The following is a 23052-nucleotide window of genomic DNA, read 5'->3' as shown; positions in this document are numbered from 1 at the left end:
ATTCATGACTTTTTCACGGGCCACGCGCCTCGGCTGCGCGCCGCCTGCCCCAAGTCGCCCAGAAATCGGAAAGCGCCCCGCGATGGGGGCGCTTCCGGAACGGGATTTCAGGTAAGCCTGCGTGCGGATCAGGCCATGCGACGCAGGTAGGTCCAGGTCGGCACCTTCGCGTTGCGTGCCACTGAAAAGGCCTCGGCATCGCCGATATACTCGAAGCCGCAATTCGTCAGCACCCGCGCCGAGGCCGGGTTGTCCTGAAACACGCTGGCGAACATGGTCGCCGAGCCGAAGGGGTTCGCCTCGATCAGCGCACGCAGCGCCTCGGAGGCGTGTCCGGTGTTCCAGTATTGCGGCGCCACCCAGTAGCCGATTTCGCTCTGGTTGCCCTCGAGCCGCTCGAGCGAGATGACACCCATGACCTCAGGGCCCTCCTGCGCCGAGGCGTCCAGGACCCAGATATCCTCTGCCCGGTCCTCGGCGGTGCCGCGCGCGATGAACGCCTCGGTGGCGCCGGGCGGCAGCGGGTGCGGGATCGAAGTGGTCATGCGGGCGACGCGCTCATCCGACGAATAGAGCGAGATCAGCCCAGCGTCCGAGCGCCGCAGCGGGCGCAGGACAAAGCGCTCCGTCGGGATCTCGGGCTGCAGAACGACGGGCTTGGGCCGCGTCGGCATTTTCAGTTGGTCCAGACTCATGTGCATACTCCTCAATGCACGTTCCGGTGGATCGGCGCCCCCTCCTCAAGAAACGCCGAAGGGGACCGGCTTTCGCCGATCCCCCTGATTTTCACATCCTGTGGATCGGCTTACTCGGCAGCCTCGGCCACCGGCAGGACGGATACGAAGGTGCGGCCCTTCAGGCCCTTGTGGAAGGTCACGGAACCGGCTTCGGTTGCAAAGATGGTGTGATCCTTGCCCATGCCGACGCCGTTGCCCGGCCAGAACTTGGTGCCGCGCTGACGGATGATGATGCTGCCCGGAGCCGCGTCCTGACCGCCATAGAGTTTGACGCCAAGACGGCGGCCAGCGGAGTCGCGGCCGTTACGGGACGAACCGCCTGCTTTTTTATGTGCCATGGGTTAGTCTCCTTGTTCTCAGGCGAGGGTCTTGGCCTGCTCGACCCACTCGGGCTTCACCTTGGTGGCCTCGAAGGTCTCGGGGTTCACTGCGGCGAGCTCGGCGTAGGTGGTGATGCCGGCCTCGTTGAGCTTCTTGGCGGCGGCGGGGCCGACACCGGTGATTGCGGTCAGGTCGTCACCTGCGGCAGCGGCCGGAGCAGCAGCCTTCGGTGCGGCAGCAGCAGCCGGAGCGGCCACGGAGCCTGCGCCAGCGGCAGCCTTGACGCCCGATGCGTCGGCGCCCGAAGCGAGGATCTCGGTCACGCGGACGAGGGTCAGCTTCTGGCGGTGGCCCTTGGTACGCTGCGAGCTGTGCTTGCGGCGACGCTTGACGAAGTGGATGACCTTGTCACCCTTGATCTGGTCGATCACCTCGGCCTGCACGGCGGCACCAGCCACCAGCGGCGCGCCGACGGTGACGCTTTCGCCGCCCAGCATGAGGATATCGTTGAACTGCACGGTTTCACCCGCGTCTGCGGCCAGCTTTTCCACGCGGAGCACGTCGCCCGCCTGGACCTTGTATTGCTTGCCGCCGGTTTTCATCACCGCGAACATCTGCATCTTCCTTCGTTTCCCGCGTCCTATGGTGCCCTTGCGGGTCTTTCCCGAGCCTTAAGGCCCACCTCGGACAGCGCGCCCTCTTGGGGCTGTCATTGATATAAGAATCGAAACCGGGGCCGCAATAGCCCCGATCCGAGCCGCGCTTATGCGAGGATACTGCCGCCTTGTCAACCCGCACGGGTGACGAGCGGGAGAAAAGCCTTACAGCTCTTGCGCCTGCATCTGCTTGGCCGCCGCAAGGCCGAGCGCGTAGGAGATATTGTCGTACATCGTGTTGAAGCCCGCAAACAGCGCGCGGTTCATCGCCTTGCCCTCGGGGCTGGACGACAGATCCACATAGGCCTCGAGATCGCCCTCCGGCAGAGGCTCGTAGGCCATCAGCAGGTAGGCGTAGAGCCATTCGCGGCTGTCAGCCCGGGTCTCTGGCTCCTGCGACCAGACCTCGTCGAGGATCTCGCGCTCGGTCATCTCGAGCGCGCCACCATCCACCAGCCCGGCATAGAACTGGAAGCTGGCGTTGAGCGCGCCGGTCACGTTGGCTTCGACCAGATCGTTGGCCTGCACGAAATCGGTCACCAGCCCGAGCCGCTCGTCCGATGAACCATCGAGCCCACGAAACACCTCGCGCGCGGCGGCCTCGACGCCGTCGTCGATCAACGCGCGCCGCGCCGAGAGCTCGACCTCGACCACCCGCTCGCCGGTCTCGCTGCCGAAGAAGCGCAGCAGCGGCGTGGCATCGGTGTCTCCAAAGCTCTCCTGAAACTCGGCCCGGACGACCTCTTCCATGGCGTCGGTGTCGTAGATCCGTGCAACGGAGGCCTGCCACCCCTGTGTTGCGCCCCCCGGAATCAGGTCGCGCGCCATCTCGGTGCCGTAGCCGATGCCTTCCTCGCGCATGATCTGAACGATCTCGGGAAGGCCCAGACGGTCGAGCAGCGCATCCGCCGGGCGCGCCGGATCGGCGATCACCGGCGAGGCCAGGGTTGCGGACAGAAGGCAGGCGACGAAGCGCAGGGCCATGTGAAAGATTCTCCGGTCATCGGGTCGGGGCGAGACTAGGCTCGGACACGAGGTTTTCCAAGGCCGCACGGGCTGACGGACCAACTTCGACAAGTTCTGCACGGTTCCGCAAATTTCCCTGTTGCACCCCGTCGCGCATCTCGTTAAACGGCCCTCCACGACCCCCGCGGAGAGGTGCCGGAGTGGTCGAACGGGGCGGTCTCGAAAACCGTTGACCCTTCACGGGGTCCCAGGGTTCGAATCCCTGTCTCTCCGCCACTTACCTTTGTTTTCAAAGGTGAAACGGCAGTTCGCGGCACACCCGATGGTGCCCGCGCTATGCAGATTACCCTTGATCACGTCAGGTTCCACTACCCCGGCAGGGGTAGCGCGCGCCATTGGCGTCGCGACCACCCGCGAGGCCGGTTCGGTGCTCTGCGCAGGCGCAGGTCCCCCTTTCGACAAGGCGGCGTGAAGCTTTGTGACGGTGCGAACCCCTTGCGGCATCGTCGGGATTATTCATCGCCGCCGAAGCGAAGACGTGCACCCCTTACAGGAACACGAAGTTTCGCGCCGCGTTCACGTCGGCGATGCGCAGGTCGCCCTGCAGAAGAAGGCTGCCCTCCGAGCCGAAGCGAACGGTGATGCCGTCCTCGCCCGCGACGAAGGAGACATCCGACAGACCGGCGATCCCGGGCAGATCGACCTCGATCACGTCCTCGCCAGGCGTGAAATCCGTCACCACGTCGCCGCCCGTGAGATCGCCCTCCGAGAGAGCGAAGATGTCCGCCCCGAACCAGCCGGTCACGGTGTCGGCCCCCGGCCCGCCGACGACGCTGTCGTCGCCCACCATGCCGTTGAGTTCGTCGTCGTCCTCTGCCCCGTTCAGGGTGTCGTTGCCCAAGCTGCCGACCAGCGTGTCATCGCCCTGGTTGCCCGAGATCTGGTCGTCGCCGTCGGCGCCCTTGAGGTAATCGGCGCCGCCCCAGCCCCGCAGCCGGTCGTCGCCCTCGCCGCCAAGCACCCGGTCGTCGCCCTTGGCTCCGGTGAGCGTGTCGTCCCCGGCCAGACCGTCTAGCGTGTCGTCGCCATCGCCACCGGTGAGCGTGTCGGCCCCGGGCGTGCCGGTGACCGTCAGGCCTTCGGGCGCCTCGGGCTCGGGCGACGGTGCGTCGATGCCGGTGGTGTCGAAGGTGATTTCGATCACCTCGAAGGGGCGCAGCGTGACCGGCACCGTCGTGCCGTCGATCTCGAGATCGGTGAGCGCGGCGCGCACGTCGTTCTCGTTGATGTAGTAGCGCTGGCCGTCGATCAGCAGGCTCTCGGCCTCCTGATAGCCCTCGCCCGGCACGAAATGCACGCCATCGCTGGAATTGGTCGAGAAATCAGCGCTGATCCGGATCGCCGAGGCCTCGACGTACTCGGGCACCAGCTCCGACAGATCCAGATCCAGGTCCAGCGTGTCCGTCGCGCGCGAGGCGACGTAGACCACGGTACTGTCCTCGCCCTGCCAGGCGTGGAAGGTGAAGCTGCCGTCTTCCAGCGACAACTCGGTGTCGAGCGCCTCGAGCCCCACGAGGCTCGACGACATCAGGTCGAAGGCCGCGCCGTTGATGGTGTTGATCACCCGCCCCTCGGCATCCGTGATCACGTCTTCCTGCTGCTTGCCGGCAAGCTCCGTCGGCGTGTTGTGCTGCACCGGCCAGACATGCGCCGCGTCGACGCCCAGATCGCTCATGTTCGAAGTCATCTCGAGCATCACCGAAGCCGAGCGCAGCCCGGTCTCGGAGGTGGTCGAGGTGCGCACGTTCCACTCGGTGATGTAGAGGTCGAGCTCCTTGTCGAAGGCCTCGTCCCAGGTCGAGAAGTCGCGGCTGATGAAGTTGACCTCGCCGGTGGTGCCTTCGAACCCCAGCACCTGCTTGTCGAAATAGTAGTGCTCCACGACGCCGTCGATGGCATCGCGCGCGTCGTCGCCGAGCTGGTCGATGATGGTCTGGTTGGCAAGGTCGACGCGCTGCGCGAAGGGCCGGTCATCGATCGAGACGTGGAATTCCGAGCCCGCGAAGGGCGAGGCCATCTGCACGAGGATCGCCGCCTGATCGTCGTCCTCGACCCCCGCCGCCTCCATGCCCCGCGCCAGAGCGCCGGCGGCGACATCGGCCTTGGATCCGTAGGCCGTCTCGCCCATGCTCCAGTATTCGTTGCCGATCTCGAAGGCCTCGACCACGTCGGCGTAATCGCGCACCACCGCCTCTGCGAAGCGCTCTATGTCCTCGTCGAGCCCTTCGTACTCGGCCACGGTATAGTTCTTGGTGGGTAGCACCAGCGTGAGCTGGGCATCATTCTCGCGCGCCCATTCCAGAGCCGAGACCAACTCGTCGCGCAGCTCGTATTCGCCGTCGGCGCCCTGCTCCATGACGAGGATGTTGAGGAAGCCCTCGCCGTCCACCTCGAGATCGCCCGCGTCGCCCTGCCCCGCCGGAAAGCGCAGATGCGAGATGTCGAGCGCCTCGGCGGCGGGGCCGAAGGTCGGCTTCGGAACGCCGTCGATGGTGTTGACGCTGAACACCATGTTGCCGCCGAAATAGGCCTCGTTCATGACCTCTCCGGTCCCGCTGGACGACAGCACCGTGATCTCGGTTGCCGCTGGCGGAGGTGGCGCCGCCGCCAGAGGAGTGGCCGGCCCGAGATTGCCGAGCCAGTCCGAAGGCGGGCCCATGTCATCGGGCGCGATGCCCTCGACCACCGCGATGACCGTGCCGTTGAACACCAGCGCCGTGCCGCTGCCATCCTCGGCCTCGGTTACGGCCCCACCCGCCACGGCCTCGGCGGCAGAGAGCGGCGTGCCGTCGGCGGTGACCAGCGTGATGGTCTCGCGACCGCCCTCGTTGCCCTGAAGATCGTAGGTGTAGATCCGCATCGGCTCGAAATCGCCCTCGCCGTCGGGCACCACCAGCTCGTAGCGGTCATTGCCGAGCCCACCGGCCAGCGCGTCGCCTTCGTCACCGCGCAGCGTGTCGTCGCCGCCATTGCCGACCAATGTGTCGCCCACGGTCTCGGCGCCGGGTCCGTCGACGCCGATGATGACATCGTCATCCGCCTGACCGTCGAGATAGTCGCCGCCGCCGAGGCCGACCAGCGTGTCCATGCCGTTGCCGCCGAACAGCTCGTCGCGCCCCTCGGTGCCGGTCAGGTCGTCGTCGCCATCGTAGAATCCGGTGAGCGCTGGAGAGAAGTTGCCGACCCAGATGGTGTCGTAAAACAGCTCTTCGGCGCTGTAGCCCTCGATGATCGCGATGGTGTCGTTGCCGTTGACCACGAAGGACCCGCTGCCATCTGCCATATCGCCGATACCGACCGCCAGGCTGCCATCGAAGAAGGCCGAGCGCGGGATCAGCTCGCCTTCGGGGGTGACAAAGACCACCCGGTCGGGCATATCCTGATCGGTGAAGCGGGTGAAGTCGAGATCGGTGATGGTGACCGGATCCGCCCCTTCATCGCCGATCGGGACCACGAAGATATCCGCGTGCGCGCCGCCGGTCAGCGTGTCGCCATCATCGCCCCAAAGGATGTCGTTACCGTCACCGCCATCGACCACATCCGGCGCGCCTTGCATCTCGTCGGTGAACATCATCAGGTCGAGGCCGGCCCCGCCGCTCGCCGTGTCGGACCCCTGATCGTCGACGAGGACGTCGCGCCCCTCACCACCCTCGAGCACGTCGTTGCCGCCACCGCCGGTCAGCGCATCGTCACCGGCCAGCCCGGCGAGTGTATCGTCGCCATCGCCGCCCTCGAGCGTGTCATCGCCGTCGGTTCCGAGCAGAAAGTCGCCCTCACCGGAACGCGGGCTCTCGCGGTCATCGAGATCGTCCTCATCCTCGATCTCGTCTTCGAGATCCGCAGCACCTGACCCGGAACTGCTCGTGCTGGCGAGAACGCCCCCGAACAGCAGCATGAAGAGTACGAAGGGGGTCATCAAAACCTCCGGGAAGACGAATCGACAGAAAAAACAAACCGGCGCGAACAAACGTGACGAAAACGTTAATGCCATTTTTCAGCCACAGTTGAAGATGTTTTTCGAAACAGACTGTTCCCGACCCGCCCGGCGAGCGGTCGTTCGAGGTCCACCACAAGCGTGGGTCTCGCGCGTCGCTCGGCAGGACCGGCGAGAAATATGCTCGATAAAGTTGTCGGACCTTCGCAGACTTCGCCCAAGCGGCTAGACTGCCACGAGCAAAGCGATTTCAGACCAATGGATTGCGAGGGGGATGCGCATGGATCAGGTCGGCATGACGACACTCGGATATTTCACCATCAGCGCGAGCGTGCTCTGCGTCATAACCGTCGCAAGCCTGTGCTGGGTGGCGGCAGGCCCTGCGCGGATGCCCCGCGCTCTGCGCGCACTGTCACTGCTGGCGCTGGCGGTTTCGGCCGTGCCCGCGGTTCTAACGCTGGCACTGACGCCGCTGCTGGCCGGGGCGCTGACCGGCACTCCCGCTGCCGAAGACGTCGCCACGCTCTACAGCCTGCCGCTCGACCTTGGCCCCATCCTGCCGGCTGGAGCCGCGGTCATGATCGCGCCGAAGCATCTGGTCTGGCCGCACGTGCTCGGCCTGCTGATTGGCCTCGTGCTCTATGCCATCGCGGCCATCGCGACCCCGCGTGAGGCGCTGGAAGCCGCACCCCGCAAGGCGCGGCTCCCGATGTCCAAGCACCACTAGGCCGGTGCGGCCCGGCGCCGGTCAGAGGTAGTCGGCACGCTGCAGGCCGTACTTGGCCATCTTCTCGTTCAGCGTCCGGCGCGGCAGGCAAAGCTCGTCCATCACCGCCGAGATCGAGCCCTTGTGACGGCGCATGGTGTTGTCGATCAGCATGCGCTCGAACGCCTCGACATATTCCTTGAGCGGCTTGCCCTCGGTGGTCATCACCGGCTGCATGTCCTCGTGATCGTTCATCAGGAGCGAGGCGATGGTGCCCTGCCCCCGCCGCGATTGCAGCACCGCGCGCTCGGCAAGGTTGATGAGCTGGCGCACGTTGCCGGGCCACGGCGCCTGAAGGAGTTGCGCCGCTTCCTGCGCCGAGACCTTGGGTGCGTCGCAGCCATACTCGTCGGCGAAGCCCTCGGAGAGCCGGGTAAAAAGCGTCAGGATATCTTCGCCGCGGGCGCGCAGCGGCGGCACGGTGATCTTCAGCGCCGCGAGGCGGTAATAGAGATCCGGGCGCAGCGCGCTCTCGCAGGTGCGGCCCTCGTCCTGAAGATTGCAGATCGCCACGATGCGGGTTTCCGGCGGGGTGCCCTGATCGTTGATCACCGACAGCAGCCGGGCCTGCGCCGAATCCGACAGCGACTCGACATCCTCGAGCACCAGCGTTCCGCCGCGCGCCTCTTCCATCGCCGGCAGCCGGGTCTCGTCGGGCTGCATCGGGCCGAAGAGCCGGCGCATCAGCGCGTCCTCGTCCATCGCCGCGCAGGAGAGCAGCACGAATTTCTTGCCGGCGCGCGAACCCACCGCGTGCAGCGCGTGGGCGATCAGCGTCTTGCCGGTGCCGGTCTCGCCCTCGATCAGCACGTGGCCGTCGGCCTGGCCGAGATCGAGCACGTCCTCGCGCAGGCGCTCCATCGCCGGGCTCTGACCGATCAACTTGCTCATCAGTTGGCCGCCATCCGAGAGCTCACGGCGCAGCGCGCGGTTGTCGAGGGTCAGGCGGCGTGCGTTGGTGGCCTTTTTGGCAAGCTCCGACATGCGGTCGGGGTTGAACGGCTTTTCGAGAAAGTCGAAGGCGCCGATGCGCATCGCCTCGACCGCCATCGGCACGTCGCCGTGACCGGTGATCATTATGACAGGCAGCGCGCTGTCAGCGCCCATCAGCTTCTTGAGAAACTGGATCCCGTCCATGCCGGGCATCTTGATGTCCGAGATCACGATGCCGGGGTAATCGGTGCCGAGCGCGCCGAGCGCCTCTTCGGCGCTGCCAAAGGCTTCGGTGTCGTACCCCGACAGCGCCAGCCACTGGCTGATCGACTGCCGCATGTCCTTTTCGTCGTCGACGATGGCGATCTTCATGGCTTTTGTCATTCTGGTCTTGCGCCTTTTCTGCCTGCGTCTTTCCCGCTGCCAACTACTCGGCGGCGCGGGTGGTTTCATTCAAGATAGGAAGCTGCATCTCGAAAACAGCCCCACCGTCGACCCCGTTTCGGGCCGTCAGGCGCCCGCCGAGATCGGCCACGATGCCGGAACTGATGGCAAGGCCAAGCCCGGTGCCGTCGCCGGGCTGCTTGGTGGTGTAGAACGGCTCGAACAATGCATCCATGTCCTCGATGCCGTGGCCGTTGTCGCGCACCGACAGCGTCGCGGTCTCGCCGCTGGCGAGGATGATCTCCAGCTCGGGCTGGGCCACGGATTTTGTCGCGTCGATGGCGTTGCGCAGCAGGTTCACCAGAACCTGCTCGATGCGCATCCGGTCGCCCATCACCCGCACCGGCTCATCCGGCAGGATCTTCGAGATCCGCACCCGCCGCGCCTTAAGCTGCGGCTCCATCATCGACAGCGACGAGGCCAGCGCCTCGGCCATGTCAACGGGAGAGAGCTGCTCCTGCCCCTTGCGGGCATAGGATTTGAGTTGCCGGGTGATCGCGCCCATGCGCTCGATCAGATCGTCGATGCGGTGGAAGGCGGTCATCGCCTCGTCGGGACGGTTGCGCCGCAGCAGCAGCCGCGCGCCGGCAAGGTAAGTCTTCATTGCCGCCAGCGGCTGGTTGAGTTCGTGGCTGACCGCCGCCGACATCTCACCAAGGGCGGCGAGCTTGGAGCTCTGCTCGAGGGTCTGCTCGGCGGAGGCGAGGTCTTTCTGGACCTTCTCGCGTTCGGAAATCTCGCGCTGGAGGCGCGCATTGAGGCGGCGCAGCTCGGCGGATTCGCGCTGGAACAGGGCCATGCGCAGCGCCGTGCGGCGGCTCAGCGCGTAGAAGGCCAGCGCCGCCAGAAGCGCGAAGCCCATGATCTCGAGCGCCAGCACCGCGTTCACCTTCTCGCGCACCGAGGCGTAGGTGGTGAAGGTCGCCATGGTCCAGCCGCGGAACGGGATGCGCCCGTCGACCCGCATCACCGCCTCGCCCTGCAGGTAGGCATCGGGCGGCAGCGCGGTCCAGTCGGCGGTGGCCTTGATGGCGCGCTCGATGGCGCTTTCGGGCGACTGGCGCACCAGCGCCTCGTCCATGGTGCGTCCGCGCCAGCGTGGCTCGGTGGCGAGAATGATGGTGCCTTCCGAGTTCAGCACCGCCACCGCGTCGGTGATCCCGGCCCAGGCGCGTTCGAACTTCGCCAGATCGACCTCGACCATGATCACGCCGACGACGCTGTTCTGGCTCTCGACGCGGCGCGAGTAGGTGAAGGTGTAGCCCCCCGCCTCGCGTTCCTGCGTGGTGAAGACGGTGGTGTTCGAGCGCAGCGCCTCGACGAAATGCGGCGCGTTGCGGTGCTGCTCGCCCAGACGGTTGCGGTCGGTCGCGGCGACGGTGCGGCCGTCGCGGTCGAGCAGCATCAGCGAGGCGGCGCCGATCTCGTCGACATAGGAGATCAGGCGCTGCGACGACTGGCTGAAATCACCGGAGTTCAGCGCCCCGATCAGCGCCGGGTCGCGCGCCAATAGCTGTGGCACGATGGCGTTGCTGCGCAGTTCCGACAGGATGTTGCCGGAATAGAGCGCCAGCCGCAGCTCGGCCCGGTTGCGGGTCGATTCCGTGAACCGGTCGGTGAGCATCATGTTGGTGACCCAGACGGTCACCACGGCCAACACGACCAGAAGGACGAGCGCGACCCGCACCCGCCATCCCAGTGGCCCCGAGCGCCTTGCGCGCCGGGCCTTGTCCTTGGCCGTCCCTGACATGGGCGGCAGAGTACGCTCCCGGGCTCAGGCTCTCAAGTCAGGCTTCCGCGAGGGCGGCGGTCAGATGGGCGAAAAGACGCGCACCGTCCTCGTTGCCCTGCGCGGGATCGCAGGCCCGCTCGGGGTGCGGCATCATTCCCAGCACCCGGCGGTTCGACGACAGGATGCCGGCGATGTCGCGGTCCGAGCCGTTGGGGTTGTCGGTGTAGCGGAACGCCACCCGGTCCTCGGCCTCGAGCGCATCGAGGGTCGCGGCATCGGCAGTGTAGTTGCCGTCATGATGCGCGATCGGGATGCGGATGGTCTCGCCGACCTCGTAGCCTTGGGTGAAGACCGACTGGCTCTCGGCCACGTCGAGCCCCACGGTGCGGCAGATATACTTGAGGTTGGCGTTGCGCAGCAGCGCGCCCGGCAGGATCTTGGTCTCGGTCAGCACCTGGAAGCCGTTGCAGATGCCGATGGCATAGCCGCCACGCTCGGCATGGGCCTTGACCTCGTGGCAGATCGGCGAGTTCGCGGCGATGGCGCCGCAGCGCAGGTAGTCACCGAACGAAAAGCCGCCCGGGATGCCGACGATGTCGATGCCCGAGGGCAGCGCCGTGTCCTTGTGCCACACCATCTGCACGTCGAGGCCCGCCTTGCGGAAGCCCTCGGCAAGATCGCGATCGCAGTTCGATCCGGGAAAGACGATGACGGCAGCTTTCATGGCGGGCTCGCTTGGCATTGGTGGGGTCAGATTGCGCTCCGCATAGCGGCTTTTGCATCCCGGCGCAATCGCGTGGAGGCCCCCCGGCGAGATGCCGGGGCGCCCTGCCCTTCACGCGCCGCGGCGCTCAGCTGTGGAAGTCGGTGATCACCGCCACGCCCGGCGGCGTCGGCCCGTTGAAAGCGGCGAGCTCGGCGCTTGCGCCGCTGAGCGGTACCTCGCGGGCAATGAGCGGCGACAGATCGACCTTGTCGCGGGTGATCAGGCCCAGCAACGACGGGTAGCGATGCGCCGGCATCCCTCGCGTGCCGTAGAGCGCAAGGTTGCCCTGATAGACCGCCGACATGTCGACATCCATATGCGCGGTGTGGCCCACCGGCATGCCCACCTGCACGTGCCGCCCCAAGGGGCGCAGGCAGCGGATCGACGCGTTCACGGTCTGCGGGATCCCCAGCGCCTCGATGCTGACATGCACGCCGCCGCCGGTGATCTCGCGGATCTGCTCGGCGGCATCGCCCTCTTCGGCGTTGACGGCTGCGTCCATGCCCAGCGATAGCGCGTGGTCAAGCTTGTCCTGCACCACGTCGACGACGATGACATGCGCGCCGAGCGCCCGGCCCAGAAGTGCCGCCGAAAGCCCGACACCGCCGGTGCCATGCACCGCCAGCCACTCGCCGCCCTGCAGTGCCGCGCGTCCGGTCAGCGCGTGCCACGCGGTGGTCACCCGGCAGCCGAGCCCCGCCGCAAGCGTCGGCGACATGCCCTCCGGCAGGCGCGCAAGGTTGAAATCGCGCGGCACGGGGACGTATTCGGCGAAGGCGCCCGGCTCGATGAAGCCCGGCAGGCGCTGGTCGGCGCAGACGGTCTGCTGGCCAGCGCGGCAGCTCGGGCAAGTGCCGCAGGACAGGATGAACGGCGCCACCAGCACGTCGCCTGTGGCCCATTGCGAGTTCGGCCCCGCAGCGACCACGCGGCCGCAATATTCGTGCCCCTGGATCTGGCCCGGCTTGACCCGGGGATGCTCGCCGACCCAGCCGTGCCAGTCCGAGCGGCAAACGCCACAGGCAAGCACCTCGAGAACGACGCCGTCGTCCGGGCAGTCCGGATCGGGCACCGTCTCGAGCGACAGATCCTCGTTGTACTCTCTCAGCACCGCTGCGCGCATGGCTCTCTCCTCCCTCTTCTCGCGAGGAGGTGACGCCAATTCGCGCCAGAACGCAAGCGGGGCGCCGAAGCGCCCCCTCATGGCAGGCCGTGGCCCGCCGAACCCAAGAGAGCCCACCGGCGCGGCGCGCCGGCCCGGGCTCAGGCCATCTCGATCGAGTAGCTCTCGATCACGGTGTTGGCGAGCAGCTTCTCGCACATCTCGCGCACCGCGTCCTCGCCGGTGCCGTCCTCGAGGTCGAGCTCGATCACCTTGCCCTGACGCACGCCGCCGACGCCATCAAAGCCCATCCCGTGCAGGGCATGCTTCACCGCTTCGCCCTGCGGGTCGAGCACGCCGTCCTTGAGCATCACATGCACCCGTGCCTTCATGGCGTCTTCTCCGTCTGTTGCGGGAGGCGCGGCCTCCCGTCCTTGAAATCACCGCGCCGGAAGCGCGCGCCCGGCTCAGTTGATGAGCTTGGGCTTGGAAATATGCGTCGCCTGCTTGGGCATCACGCCGAGCCGTTCGGCCACTTCGGTATAGGCATCGGTCAGCGAGCCGAGGTCGCGGCGGAACACGTCCTTGTCGAGCTTCTGGCCGGTCTGCAGGTCCCAAAGGCGGCAGCTGTCCGGCGAGATCTCGTCGGCCACGACGAGGCGCTGGAAGTCGCCGTCATAGACGCGGCCGATCTCGATCTTGAAGTCGACGAGACGAATGCCGACGCCGTACATCAGGCCCGACAGGTAATCGTTCACCCGCAGCGCGAGGCTGAGGATGTCGTCCATGTCCTGTTGGCTGGCCCAGCCGAACGCGGCGATGTGCTCCTCGGTGACCAGCGGGTCGCCCAGCTTGTCGTCCTTGTAGCAGTACTCGACGATCGGGCGCGGCAGCGGCGTGCCTTCCTCGAGCCCCAGACGCTTGGCCAACGATCCGGCGGCGAAGTTGCGCACGATGACCTCGAGCGGAATGATCTCGCAGGAGCGCACCAGCTGCTCGCGCATGTTGAGGCGCTTCAGGAAGTGGGTCGGAACGCCGATGTTGTTCAGACCGGTCATGAAGAACTCGGACAGGCGGTTGTTGAGCACACCCTTGCCTTCGATCACGTCCTTCTTCTGGGCGTTGAAGGCGGTCGCGTCGTCCTTGAAATACTGCACGATGGTCCCGGGCTCGGGGCCTTCGTAGAGAATCTTTGCCTTGCCTTCGTAGATCTTTTTGCGGCGTGCCATGGGATTCCTTTCCAAGCGGGACACAGAGGGCGCTTCTGCGTCCTGCGTGGCCCTATAAATCATGCCTTCTCGCCTCGCAAGCGGGCGCTTGGACTTGCACGGTTCTGCGGGTGTGAAATACTCGGCCATGAGGACGAGAGACATAGGGGAGCGAGACTCATGACCACCTTCGACGAACGCGAATCCGCGTTTGAAAACAAGTTCGCACATGATGAGGAGATGGCGTTCCGCGCAGAGGCCCGCTGCAACAAGCTGCTCGGGCTCTGGGCTGCCGAAATGCTGGGCAAGAGCGGCGATGCCGCCGAGGCCTATGCGCGCGAGGTGATCAAGGCGGATTTCGAAGAGGCCGGCCACGAGGACGTGGTGCGCAAGGTCGCCGGCGACCTCGGCGACAAGGCCGATGCCGACGCTATCCGGCAGAAGCGCGCCGAACTGCTAGTCGAGGCGAAGGGCCAGATCCTGCTCGAGGGCTGAGCTCCCCCGCCTGCGGCGCAGGCGATACCAGTGACAAGCGGCGGCCCGACCATGGGATCGCGCCGTCGCTCGCCTGTCTGATCGGCTTGATCGGCCGGAGCGTCACCGGGGCCGAGGTCACCGAGGCCGAGGTGTCACGGTCTGGAATCCCGGAGCGTCGGCCCGCGCCCCGGTCGTCGGCTGCGTCACACGGCCCACGCCGGCACGGGACCCGGTGCCAGCCCTTACCAACACGCGCGACGGGACTGCTCAGCGCAGCCCTGCCCGCGACGATGCGCTTTGGAATGCCCCCCTCAGCGCGCGATCACGATATCCGCCCGCAACCCGCCCAGTGTCTCGCTTTCGCCCAGCCGCAGCACACCGCCATGGGCCCGCGCGATGTCGGCGGCGATCGCAAGCCCCAGCCCCACGCCCGGCCCCTTGTCCTGATTGCGCGCCGGATCGAGCCGGACAAAGGGCCGCTGCGCATCCTCGCGCCGCTCGGGCGGGATCCCCGGCCCGTCATCCTCGACCCGAAGCCGCAGGCTCTTGTCGCTGAGCGTGACCGACACCTCGCAGCAGCTGCCATAGCGCACCGCGTTGTTCACGAGGTTCTCCAGCGCGCGGCGCATGGCCAGCGGGCGCAGCGACACCTGCCCCTCGCCCTCGACCGACACCAGCGCCACGTTGCGCCCGGCGCGCTGCGCATCGTCGACGACGCTCTCGACGATATCCACCGGGTCGACCGGCTCTGCCGCGGCCGCCAGCGCATCGCCGCGCGCGAAGTCGAGGAAGGCGTCGATCAGCCGCTGCATGTCCTCGACATCGCGCTCCAGCGGCTCGCGATCCTCGTCGTCGAGCATCGACAGGCCAAGCCGCAGCCGGGTCAGCGGGGTCCGCAGATCGTGGCTCACCCCCGAGAGCATCATGGTGCGCTGCTCGATCTGCCGCTCAATCCGGTTGCGCATGTCGAGAAAGGCGTGCCCGGCGGCCCTGACCTCGACCGCGCCGGCCGGTGAGTACGACTCGTGCCGTCCCCGACCGAAAGCCTCCGCCGCCTGTGCGAGCCGGGTGATCGGGCGCAACTGGTTGCGCAGGTAGAGAAATGCGATCAGCGTCATCAGCACGCCGAACACCATCATGTTGACGAAAAGCTGGTGCGCGTTGGTCGGCGAGGCACGCCGGCGCGGCACCTCCACCCGGGTCAGCCCGTCCTGCCCGCGCACAAAGAGCACGACGTCGAAATCGTCGGGCAGCAGGATGCGCTCGAGCCCGGGCACGGCGCGCTCCAGCGTCTGGGTCACCACGAGCCCCGAGAAATCGAACCAGCGCCGCTGGCTTTCCGCCGGCAAGGCGCTCTCACCCACCGGGCTCAGGGTCAGATCCAGCGCCGGTGCGAGCTCGGGATGTTCGAGCACCAGCTTGACCTCGCGCGCAAGATCGCGGCTCATCTGGTTCGACACGCCTTCGAAATGGCGCTGCACGAAGACCACCGAGACCACAAGTTGCAGCGTCACCACCGGCAGGATCAGGATCAGCGCCGCGCGCCCGTAAAGACCGCGGGGCACATAGCGTTTGAGCCATTGGAAGGACATGGGTTACCTCTGGTGCGACTGACAGCCAGAAAGCCCCGAAAGATGCAGGACCCGCAACCGGATTTTCAGCCCCTCGCCGGCGCGCCCGAGACCCTCGCCCCCGGCCTGCGCCGGATCGTGGCGCCGAACGCTTCGCCGATGACCTATCGCGGCACCAACACCTACCTCGTCGGCAGACGCGGCCTCGCGGTGATCGACCCCGGCCCGATGCTCGAGGCCCATCTCGACGCGATCCTCGCCGCTGTCACGCTGGGTCAGCGCATCACCCACATCCTCGTGACCCATGCGCATCTCGATCACTCTCCCCTCGCCCGGCCGCTCTCCGAGGCCACCGGCGCGCCGGTGCTGGCCTTCGGGGACGCCGCGTCGGGTCGCTCGGAGGCGATGCAGGCGCTGGCCGAAAGCGGTATGGTCGGGGGCGGCGAAGGCGTCGACGCAGGTTTTGCGCCCGACCAGTGTCTGGCCGATGGCGCGCGGGTCGCGGGCGACGGCTGGCAACTCGAGGCGCTGCACACGCCCGGCCATTTCGGCAACCATCTGAGCTTCGCGTGGGACGATATGCTGTTCTCGGGCGACGTGGTGATGGGCTGGGCGAGTTCGCTGGTCTCGCCCCCCGACGGTGACCTGACCGCCTTCATGACCTCGCTGTCGCGGCTGGCCGAGCGGCGCTGGTCCCGCTTTCACCCCGGCCATGGCGCCCCGGTTGACGCTCCCGCAGAGCGGCTGTCGGACTTGCGTGATCACCGCCTGATGCGCGAGGCCCAGATCCTCTCGGCACTGGGGTCCGGCGCGTCCGATGCGACCAGCCTCGCGGCGCGGATCTATACCGACACCCCGGCAGCGCTGCTGCCCGCAGCGACCCGCAACGTGCTGGCGCATCTGCTTGATCTGCAAGCCTCGGGCCGCGCCCGCGTGCTCACCGCCCTGTCGGAAAAGGCAATGTTTGAAGTGACTTAACGGAATCGCAAAAAAATCCCGAAAATCTCAAAATCCCTCTGGACGCCCGGAGTCGCGATTGCTATACGCCCCACACACCGCAGGACGCGGCGCCCCGGGCAACGGGGCAAGGCGCTCCAAAGCAAAAGTTCCGGCGTAGCTCAGCGGTAGAGCAGTTGACTGTTAATCAATTGGTCGTAGGTTCGATCCCTACCGCCGGAGCCAAATTCCCACTAAAGGGTTTGGAAATAAACGATTTAGCGCTCCGTTCGGGGCGCTTTTGTCGTTCTGGGCACATTCTCTGTCACATCCGATTACACAAACCCCTCGCGGGAGTCGGAGCATTGAGAAGACCAATAACATGCCTGCATCTGGAGCGCCGTGCCTCCTCTTTTTACTGGCGACGTCGCCTTCCCAAGACCTTTTCTGAAGACCAATCAAACCCGTTTCTGACTTTCTCGCTCCGGACTCACTTGCTTCGCGAGGCCGAGGTGCTGGCCGGTCGCCTGACGTGGCTCAGCACCTGTGCCTTCGACTACGCGAAGGGTGCGACGAACATGGAAACTGGGTTGATGCAACGGCTGTTGTCCGAACTGGTGCGATTTGAGATCGCGGCCGCCGGTCATGCGCGTGCCATTGCACCCGAACGAACCCGCGTAGAAGCACAGTTGGCCCTCCAGCGTGAGCAGGCTTTGCAGGAGACCCTGCGCGATGCGCTGTTCCTGGGCAATCGTGAGGTCGCACGCGCCCCTCTGCGTGCGACTGCGGAGCGCCTTGGGGTCCAGCTCGAAGAGCACACCAACGATTGGATGACGCTCGCGTATGAGGCCACGCGCGTATTGCTGGATCTCAGCATGGAGCGAGCACGGCGTGACCAAGGCTTCTATTCCGCACCCAGCCCGTTCTTTCAGGCCGCGATAGCGAGTGAAACAATGCCCGCATCCGTGGCACCGCATGTCCTGCCGATGACCCCTGCCACGCCGGCACACCCGGGACCGGCCACGACGGCGACTGCCGCAGCGGAGGGTCTGACGCCCAAAGTAATGCAGCCCACTGCAGCGGCCATTGATGGACCGCCAGCACCGAAAGCAGTAAGGCGGACGGCCATTACGCTTTCTGAGGCCTTCGAACAATATGGGGAGGTCCGGTCGCAAGGCAAAGCAGGCAAAGATGTGGATGAAACCGCCGTCCCGATCAAAGGCGTCTCCTACGCGCGCAACTCACTTGCGAACTTGCAATCCACCGCCAAGCTGATCGTCGCGATCATCGGAGACAAGCCGGTTTCGGAATTGAACAAGGCAGATTTCACCGAGGCATTTTCGATCCTTCAAAAAGTACCCGCAAATCACGGAAAATCATCGACCGAGACCCGCTCGATCCGTAAAATCGTCCAAGAAACCGACCTGAAAGAGCAGGCGAACAAAGCCCGCGTTCGCGCAGAGCTGGAAAAAGCGGGGGCGAGTAACGGCAACATCGAAGCTGCGGAGCATCAGGAGAGCATCGCGCGGCTGCGCGTCAACACCGTCTATCGGCATATGCAGGACACTCAGCGCGTTCTTCGGTATCTGATTGCCCATTGCTACGTGAACGAAAATTTCATGAAGGGCGTGATCTGGCCCAAACGTGAGCTGGAACGTCTCGAGATCCTACAGGAGGACAATAGCCGCAAGATCTGGGGCGATGAGCTGCCCAAGCTGTTCCGGACACCGGTCTTCCAGGGTCAAACCACAGATATTGGTAATCCAATGTTCTGGGCGCCTCTCATTTCAGTCCATCACTCGCTGCGGGAAGAAGAAGCGTTGCAACTTCGGGCTGCAGACGTTGCATGCGAAAACGGTATCCATTTCTTTGATATCAAAGTCGGCGCACCTTGGCAGCGACTAAAGTCGAAGGCAGCGACGCGTCGCATCCCGATCCACCCGAACCTTATTGTGCTCGGCTTCCTCGATTTTGTCGCTATGCGGCGGCGTGAAGGTGAAGATCGCTTGTTCCCCCATCTCACCCGCGGCAAAAACCGACAGACGCTGTCGGAAAACTTCACCAAGGACTTCACCCGCTACCGCAAATCGCACGGTGTCTACGACAAGCGGATCGACTTCCACAGCTTCCGCACGCAGTTCAACGTGGAACTGATCAAGGCCCGCACTGATAGCGAACTGCGGCACATCCTAATGGGCCATGAGATGGAAACTGTTAATCTCAAGCACTACGGCGGCGATGGCCATGATCTGGCGTACCTTCACGAGGTCATCCAGCGTGTACAGATCGACGTTTCGATGATCCAAAGCCCGTTTGCAACGGCCAAGAAGACAAAGGTCTCTGACCTTCAAGCTGCGCAGACTCGGCTTCGAGTAGTTTAAGGCCCTCAAGCCTCTGAGAAGGAAAATTCACCATACCTCTGCATGCGGCCTGTTTCCGTAGGAGGCGGCAACGGGCGGGCTTGTACATGAGCAAAGGAGTACTGTTCTTCTAAGAAAAAACCCTGCACCCGTCATTTCTGGATTTCTGGATTTCAAATATTCAAGATTTCTGAATAATATTACATATACAAATCAGCCATTTACATCACCTGATTTGCTAGGAAAGCAGGCACAGCAGGCCACGCGACAGCGAGAGATCTTACTTTAGCAGACACCCCGGAGAATAAGCAGGTCACGATGCATAAATGCAGAAAAGTTCCCTGACCCTTTTGTCCATATCGACGATGCACCCACGTCCTTCCTGTCAGGAAAGGATTTCAAGGTGACTACAGGTAATTCTAAGTTTCGCATCTCCGCCTACATCGCCGAGATCATCAAAATGTCGCGCTTCTCCGCCCCGGCAGCCAAGCTTCTTTTTGCCCTGATCTATCTTCAAGAACAGACTGAAGAAGCATGGCCGACCATTCTAATTGAGTACCACACCCCGCAAGACCACTTTTGTCTCGTTTCTCAGCTTCGCGAACTCGGCTTTCCCGCAAAGACAAAATCGAGCCGATTTCTGCGTAAACCCGTGGCAGAACTTTCAGGTGATTCAGCAGTGTTCGATCAGCTCGATATCTCGTCGAACGGCCGCTATTTGACATGGCGCTTTGCCGAAGGGTTCTTTGATGCCATGGCAAACATGAATGTCTATGCGCTTATCGATTCAAGCGAGATCGCTTTGTGCCAACGAAACTTCGATGGCGCCCTCCTCGCACAAATTCCGTTGCACCGCCGGAAACGCGTGCCGGAATTCAGGCTGATAGGCCCGAACCGGGGCTATGGATCCCCTATAGGCTACGTCCCTCCGAAGCTCACCCCAAGCCAGGTCGAACGGCGTCTCCGTCCGTCACTGCAAAGTTGGGCAGGATGATGTCCCGGGAAGTGGTGTAGCTCCTCATGGGCCTCGCGCTTTCGAGCGGGCCGAGCTGGTCAGTCGCTCTGCGCTGCAGGCAGACTGACACCGAGATCATCGCAGACGGGCGCGAGCGTTTCCAGCGTCATGTATCTGGCGCGCTGGACTGTCCATTCCTCGGTCTGCTCCATGAGGATCGCGCCGACGAGGCGCCGGATCGAAGCCTCGTTCGGAAAGATGCCGACGACGTCCGTGCGTCGCTTGATCTCGCCGTTCAGCCGCTCGATCGGATTGGTGCTGTGCAGCTTGGTGCGATGCTGGGCCGGGAAGGTCATATAGGCCAGGACGTCCTCCTCGGCCGTGTCCATGAGCGTGGCCAGCTTGGGGAGCTTGCCGCGCATCTGGTCCGCCACGAGACGCCACTGGGCCTTCGCCGCCGCGTGGTCGGGCTGGGCAAAGGCCGTGGCGATGAATGCCGAGACCACCCGGCGGCTGTTCTTGCCGGCATGGGCGAGCGCATTGCGCTGGAAGTGGACGCGGCAGCGCTGCCAGGTCGTGGACAGGACCCGGGCGGTGGCGGCCTTGATGCCCTCATGCGCATCGCTGATCACAAGCTTCACGCCGCTGAGGCCACGGCGGACGAGATCACGCAGGAACTCGGTCCAAAAGGGTTCGGCCTCGGAGGCCCCGATCGCCATGCCCAGCACTTCGCGCCTGCCGTCGGTGTTGACGCCCACCGCGAGCGTGACCGCAACCGATACGATCCGGCCGCCCTGGCGCACCTTGAGATAGGTGGCATCGATCCAGAGGTAGGGCCATTCGCCCTCGATCGGCCGTGTCAGAAAGGCATCCACGCGCTCGTCGATCTCCTCGCACAGTCGGCTGACCTGGCTCTTCGACACCCCGGTGCCACCCATGGCCTGCACCAGGTCGTCCATCGATCGCGTTGAGACGCCGTGGACATAGGCCTCCTGGATCACGGCCGTCAGGGCCTTCTCAACAGAGCGCCGCGGCTCGAGGAACGAGGGGAAATAGGAGCCGGTGCGCAGGCGCGGGATGCGCAGTTCGACGCTGCCGGCCCGGGTCTGCCAGTCCCGATCGCGATACCCGTTGCGCTGCGCCAGGCGCTCGCTGGTCTTCTCACCATAGTCAGCACCGGTCTTGGCGCCGACCTCCAACTCCATCAGCCGTTCGGCAGCAAAGCCGATCATCTCGCGAAGCAGGTCGGCATCGGCGCTCTTCTCTACCAGCGCACGCAGGTCCATCATGGGTTTGGTCATCGGGGGCATCCCTCGGTTCAGGTTGGTGTCAGCAACCCGACCCTACCGAGAAACCCGATGGCCACCGAAAGCTACACCACGACCTGGGACCTCACCGTTGTCGAGGATGGCGTGCCTTTCAAGGTGGATATCTACAAACTCGAAGTTGGGGACGGCTGGTCTCTGGAAGTCGTTACCGCAGACGGGACGTCCATTGTTTGGGATGATCTCTTCGAAGACGACCAAGCTGCATTCGAGGAGGCAATTAATACCATTCGCAGTGAAGGTGCAGTTGCCTTCGCCAACGGTGGTTCGAACATCATTCCGTTCCGGCAGTAGCGATCGGCCCAAAGCCGACCTGCCGCCTTGGATCAAAATGCTGTAGCACAGTCGGGCAAAGCTGCCGTTCGCCGCAATTGCAAACCCGGGCGGGGTCCCAAGCTCTGCTGAGCGGATAACGCGCGATTTCGCCACGGCTCAGGCGAACGGCCGTTTGGGCCTGAAGCAAATAATGCATTGTGACGGGAAGATAGAAGCCATCCAGAATACAGTATACCTGCCCCAACACCTGAGCCGTGTTGAATCACGTATCTATAAGAGTTAAATCTTCTAGCAAGATAGGAATTTAAGCACCTTCTATTCGGCGCGGTGACGCCCGTGCCATTTCACGGTTTTTTATCAGCTCAGCAGTGGCTCGGACCTTCAACTTATTGTACTTATCATTGCCAAGCTTTTTCTTGAATTCGCTATCTAGAAGCGATAGCCTTCCATGCGTTTCCCAGTTCGGCTCCTCTGTGCCGGATTTCAAATAGTTGTGCCACCAGTAGATAAATATCGAGGCAAATAGATCCGTTGATAGATTTATCTCTATTCGTTCATATTTGTGATGAAGAGATAGCCGCTCGTAGAATTCCGTCACCCGAAAGACGCTGTTCATGTACTCGCCCTCCGGGCCGTAGTGTAATTCACGGAAATGTACTCCGGTTCGCTCCATGAGAAAACGATCAGCGATATCGCGCGCCTTCAACATTTCCTCGCCGAAAAATTCGTCATGCAACTTGAATGCAGTAGCGCTGCGCTGTTCGGCACGCATTTCTGCATACTCACGGGCCGCATTATCCTTCTGAGCGATAAAAAAGTAAATAGATAAGAAAAACGCTAGGACGGCGACGACTCCGGCCGCGCCGGATATAATTTCGCCGGTTCCTAATGCGTCCATCGACTGTTTCGCAATCATTGTGTTGATCGCGATGATGAGCTCTGCCGCTTGCTCCTCGGTCATGGCTATACCCTCTAGAGAATTAAAAGTCATTTTGAAAATAAGCATCTTGCATACCGAATTCTCGACACGATGTACAGAGGATGCCGAAACGAACGCCTTCCGCATTGGGCGATCAATCATTTTGGGCTCATACCCGTCATGCGGCGGCGCATCGAGCCGAGCACCTGGCGGTCCGTAGCCATCGTCGCTCCCGGCCCATTTCGGACGTTCAACGATCTTGCTGGCGCCGCGGAGCAGCGCCTCAAAGCGGTCGTTGTGGCGCCCGCGCGGCATCGAACAACCCGCGGAGGTCGGCAGAGCGGGACTTAGCTGCCCTTGCGAAGCAGATGATTTTTCAGACCGCTCGGGTACAGTTCTGCTCCGCCATCCAAGTCCAAGTCGTCGAGATCAAACCATCTTGCGATGCAAGCACCGCCATGCGCTTCTCTGAACTCGATACTGTCACGCCCCTCGAACGCGCCCTCTGAAAAGGACACATCGAATACGGCGATGATCTCTGTGCAGCGACACCGCTGGTGAAACAGCGCGACATCGCAGGGGTGACTTTTGGGGGAAGCGGAAGCCGG

General features: G+C 64.1%; 20 protein-coding genes, 2 tRNA genes and 1 pseudogene. 8 read left to right on the top strand and 15 right to left on the bottom strand.

The genetic code is table 11. The features are described from left to right. Positions 1-128 precede the first annotated feature (128 nt). From R2601_RS16450 to R2601_RS16435, 4 genes are all read right to left on the bottom strand, one after another. Positions 129-695 carry a GNAT family N-acetyltransferase gene (locus R2601_RS16450; RefSeq protein ID WP_007800354.1) on the bottom strand — a complete coding sequence of 189 codons (567 nt, stop codon included), beginning with the start codon at positions 693-695 and terminating at the stop codon, positions 129-131. A 110-nt stretch (positions 696-805) separates the two neighbouring features. Continuing rightward, the gene (gene rpmA, locus R2601_RS16445; protein ID WP_007800351.1) at positions 806-1075 is read right to left on the bottom strand and encodes a 50S ribosomal protein L27; all 270 of its coding nucleotides are present in this window, start codon (positions 1073-1075) and stop codon (positions 806-808) included. An 18-nt stretch (positions 1076-1093) separates the two neighbouring features. Further along, the gene (locus R2601_RS16440) at positions 1094-1672 is read right to left on the bottom strand and encodes a 50S ribosomal protein L21 (RefSeq protein ID WP_007800349.1); all 579 of its coding nucleotides are present in this window, start codon (positions 1670-1672) and stop codon (positions 1094-1096) included. 207 nt (positions 1673-1879) lie between these two features. Then, a complete protein-coding gene (locus R2601_RS16435; protein ID WP_007800347.1) occupies positions 1880-2698 on the bottom strand; it encodes a DUF2059 domain-containing protein in 819 nt (272 codons plus the stop codon). 168 nt (positions 2699-2866) lie between these two features. On the opposite strand from R2601_RS16435, the gene R2601_RS16430 reads away from it, so the two are divergent. After that, positions 2867-2956, top strand: a tRNA-Ser gene (locus R2601_RS16430). 271 nt (positions 2957-3227) lie between these two features. On the opposite strand, the gene R2601_RS16425 is transcribed toward R2601_RS16430, so the two are convergent. Then, positions 3228-6656, bottom strand: a complete 3429-nt coding sequence (locus tag R2601_RS16425) for a calcium-binding protein (protein WP_007800345.1) — start codon at positions 6654-6656, stop codon at positions 3228-3230. A gap of 313 nt (positions 6657-6969) precedes the next feature. On the opposite strand from R2601_RS16425, the gene R2601_RS16420 reads away from it, so the two are divergent. Continuing rightward, positions 6970-7401 carry a hypothetical protein gene (locus R2601_RS16420; RefSeq protein WP_144266923.1) on the top strand — a complete coding sequence of 144 codons (432 nt, stop codon included), beginning with the start codon at positions 6970-6972 and terminating at the stop codon, positions 7399-7401. A gap of 21 nt (positions 7402-7422) precedes the next feature. Here R2601_RS16420 and R2601_RS16415 read toward each other — a convergent pair whose 3' ends face one another. From R2601_RS16415 to purC, 6 genes are all read right to left on the bottom strand, one after another. Continuing rightward, a complete protein-coding gene (locus R2601_RS16415) occupies positions 7423-8757 on the bottom strand; it encodes a sigma-54-dependent transcriptional regulator (RefSeq protein ID WP_083793943.1) in 1335 nt (444 codons plus the stop codon). A gap of 43 nt (positions 8758-8800) precedes the next feature. Further along, on the bottom strand, positions 8801-10567 hold the full coding sequence (locus R2601_RS16410) for a sensor histidine kinase (RefSeq protein WP_040544825.1): 1767 nt from the start codon (positions 10565-10567) through the stop codon (positions 8801-8803). A gap of 37 nt (positions 10568-10604) precedes the next feature. Further along, positions 10605-11273, bottom strand: a complete 669-nt coding sequence (purQ, locus tag R2601_RS16405; protein ID WP_007800338.1) for a phosphoribosylformylglycinamidine synthase subunit PurQ — start codon at positions 11271-11273, stop codon at positions 10605-10607. Between the two features lie 127 nt (positions 11274-11400). Then, complete coding sequence (locus tag R2601_RS16400) at positions 11401-12438, bottom strand: zinc-dependent alcohol dehydrogenase family protein (protein WP_007800337.1); 1038 nt, start codon at positions 12436-12438, stop codon at positions 11401-11403. Between the two features lie 140 nt (positions 12439-12578). Then, positions 12579-12809 carry a phosphoribosylformylglycinamidine synthase subunit PurS gene (gene purS, locus R2601_RS16395; protein WP_007800335.1) on the bottom strand — a complete coding sequence of 77 codons (231 nt, stop codon included), beginning with the start codon at positions 12807-12809 and terminating at the stop codon, positions 12579-12581. Positions 12810-12884: 75 nt separating this feature from the next. Further along, positions 12885-13646, bottom strand: a complete 762-nt coding sequence (gene purC, locus R2601_RS16390) for a phosphoribosylaminoimidazolesuccinocarboxamide synthase (RefSeq protein WP_007800333.1) — start codon at positions 13644-13646, stop codon at positions 12885-12887. A 159-nt stretch (positions 13647-13805) separates the two neighbouring features. Between purC and R2601_RS16385 the strand changes: the two genes are divergently transcribed. Next, positions 13806-14120, top strand: a complete 315-nt coding sequence (locus tag R2601_RS16385) for a DUF1476 domain-containing protein (RefSeq protein WP_007800332.1) — start codon at positions 13806-13808, stop codon at positions 14118-14120. 293 nt (positions 14121-14413) lie between these two features. Here the strand turns inward: R2601_RS16385 and R2601_RS16380 are convergent, their stop codons facing one another. After that, positions 14414-15694 (bottom strand): ATP-binding protein, encoded by a 1281-nt coding sequence (locus R2601_RS16380; RefSeq protein ID WP_007800329.1) that lies wholly within the window; start codon positions 15692-15694, stop codon positions 14414-14416. 42 nt (positions 15695-15736) lie between these two features. On the opposite strand from R2601_RS16380, the gene R2601_RS16375 reads away from it, so the two are divergent. From R2601_RS16375 to R2601_RS26680, 4 genes are all read left to right on the top strand, one after another. Next, on the top strand, positions 15737-16651 hold the full coding sequence (locus tag R2601_RS16375) for an MBL fold metallo-hydrolase (RefSeq protein WP_007800328.1): 915 nt from the start codon (positions 15737-15739) through the stop codon (positions 16649-16651). Positions 16652-16780: 129 nt separating this feature from the next. Next, a tRNA-Asn gene (locus R2601_RS16370) sits at positions 16781-16855 on the top strand. Between the two features lie 119 nt (positions 16856-16974). Next, complete coding sequence (locus tag R2601_RS25565) at positions 16975-18990, top strand: site-specific integrase (protein WP_217626374.1); 2016 nt, start codon at positions 16975-16977, stop codon at positions 18988-18990. Between the two features lie 382 nt (positions 18991-19372). Beyond that, on the top strand, positions 19373-19963 hold the full coding sequence (locus R2601_RS26680; RefSeq protein WP_144266922.1) for a hypothetical protein: 591 nt from the start codon (positions 19373-19375) through the stop codon (positions 19961-19963). 59 nt (positions 19964-20022) lie between these two features. On the opposite strand, the gene R2601_RS16360 is transcribed toward R2601_RS26680, so the two are convergent. Then, the gene (locus tag R2601_RS16360; RefSeq protein ID WP_007792467.1) at positions 20023-21225 is read right to left on the bottom strand and encodes an IS256-like element ISPebe1 family transposase; all 1203 of its coding nucleotides are present in this window, start codon (positions 21223-21225) and stop codon (positions 20023-20025) included. A gap of 57 nt (positions 21226-21282) precedes the next feature. Here R2601_RS16360 and R2601_RS16355 point away from each other — a divergent pair, with 57 nt between their 5' ends. Further along, a complete protein-coding gene (locus R2601_RS16355) occupies positions 21283-21543 on the top strand; it encodes a hypothetical protein (RefSeq protein WP_007800324.1) in 261 nt (86 codons plus the stop codon). Between the two features lie 286 nt (positions 21544-21829). Here the strand turns inward: R2601_RS16355 and R2601_RS16350 are convergent, their stop codons facing one another. Next, complete coding sequence (locus R2601_RS16350; protein WP_144266921.1) at positions 21830-22759, bottom strand: hypothetical protein; 930 nt, start codon at positions 22757-22759, stop codon at positions 21830-21832. A 32-nt stretch (positions 22760-22791) separates the two neighbouring features. After that, a pseudogene (locus tag R2601_RS27170) lies at positions 22792-23052 on the bottom strand (hypothetical protein); the annotation flags it as partial.

The organism is Salipiger bermudensis HTCC2601, from assembly GCF_000153725.1.
Taxonomy (GTDB): Bacteria; Pseudomonadota; Alphaproteobacteria; order Rhodobacterales; family Rhodobacteraceae; genus Salipiger; species Salipiger bermudensis.
Note: the sequence above shows the minus strand (reverse complement) of the source record. Positions and strands in the feature narration are given on the sequence as shown.

Coding starts and splice junctions, on each gene's coding strand:
- purQ (WP_007800338.1), bottom strand. CDS start 11,273: ATGAAAGCTGCCGTCATCGTCTTTCCCGGATCGAACTGCGATCGCGAT.
- R2601_RS16435 (WP_007800347.1), bottom strand. CDS start 2,698: ATGGCCCTGCGCTTCGTCGCCTGCCTTCTGTCCGCAACCCTGGCCTCG.
- R2601_RS16375 (WP_007800328.1), top strand. CDS start 15,737: ATGCAGGACCCGCAACCGGATTTTCAGCCCCTCGCCGGCGCGCCCGAG.
- R2601_RS16360 (WP_007792467.1), bottom strand. CDS start 21,225: ATGACCAAACCCATGATGGACCTGCGTGCGCTGGTAGAGAAGAGCGCC.
- rpmA (WP_007800351.1), bottom strand. CDS start 1,075: ATGGCACATAAAAAAGCAGGCGGTTCGTCCCGTAACGGCCGCGACTCC.
- R2601_RS16410 (WP_040544825.1), bottom strand. CDS start 10,567: ATGTCAGGGACGGCCAAGGACAAGGCCCGGCGCGCAAGGCGCTCGGGG.
- R2601_RS16355 (WP_007800324.1), top strand. CDS start 21,283: ATGGCCACCGAAAGCTACACCACGACCTGGGACCTCACCGTTGTCGAG.
- R2601_RS16440 (WP_007800349.1), bottom strand. CDS start 1,672: ATGTTCGCGGTGATGAAAACCGGCGGCAAGCAATACAAGGTCCAGGCG.
- purS (WP_007800335.1), bottom strand. CDS start 12,809: ATGAAGGCACGGGTGCATGTGATGCTCAAGGACGGCGTGCTCGACCCG.
- purC (WP_007800333.1), bottom strand. CDS start 13,646: ATGGCACGCCGCAAAAAGATCTACGAAGGCAAGGCAAAGATTCTCTAC.
- R2601_RS16415 (WP_083793943.1), bottom strand. CDS start 8,757: ATGACAAAAGCCATGAAGATCGCCATCGTCGACGACGAAAAGGACATG.
- R2601_RS16385 (WP_007800332.1), top strand. CDS start 13,806: ATGACCACCTTCGACGAACGCGAATCCGCGTTTGAAAACAAGTTCGCA.
- R2601_RS16380 (WP_007800329.1), bottom strand. CDS start 15,694: ATGTCCTTCCAATGGCTCAAACGCTATGTGCCCCGCGGTCTTTACGGG.
- R2601_RS16400 (WP_007800337.1), bottom strand. CDS start 12,438: ATGCGCGCAGCGGTGCTGAGAGAGTACAACGAGGATCTGTCGCTCGAG.
- R2601_RS16350 (WP_144266921.1), bottom strand. CDS start 22,759: ATGCCGCGCGGGCGCCACAACGACCGCTTTGAGGCGCTGCTCCGCGGC.
- R2601_RS16450 (WP_007800354.1), bottom strand. CDS start 695: ATGAGTCTGGACCAACTGAAAATGCCGACGCGGCCCAAGCCCGTCGTT.
- R2601_RS16425 (WP_007800345.1), bottom strand. CDS start 6,656: ATGACCCCCTTCGTACTCTTCATGCTGCTGTTCGGGGGCGTTCTCGCC.
- R2601_RS16420 (WP_144266923.1), top strand. CDS start 6,970: ATGACGACACTCGGATATTTCACCATCAGCGCGAGCGTGCTCTGCGTC.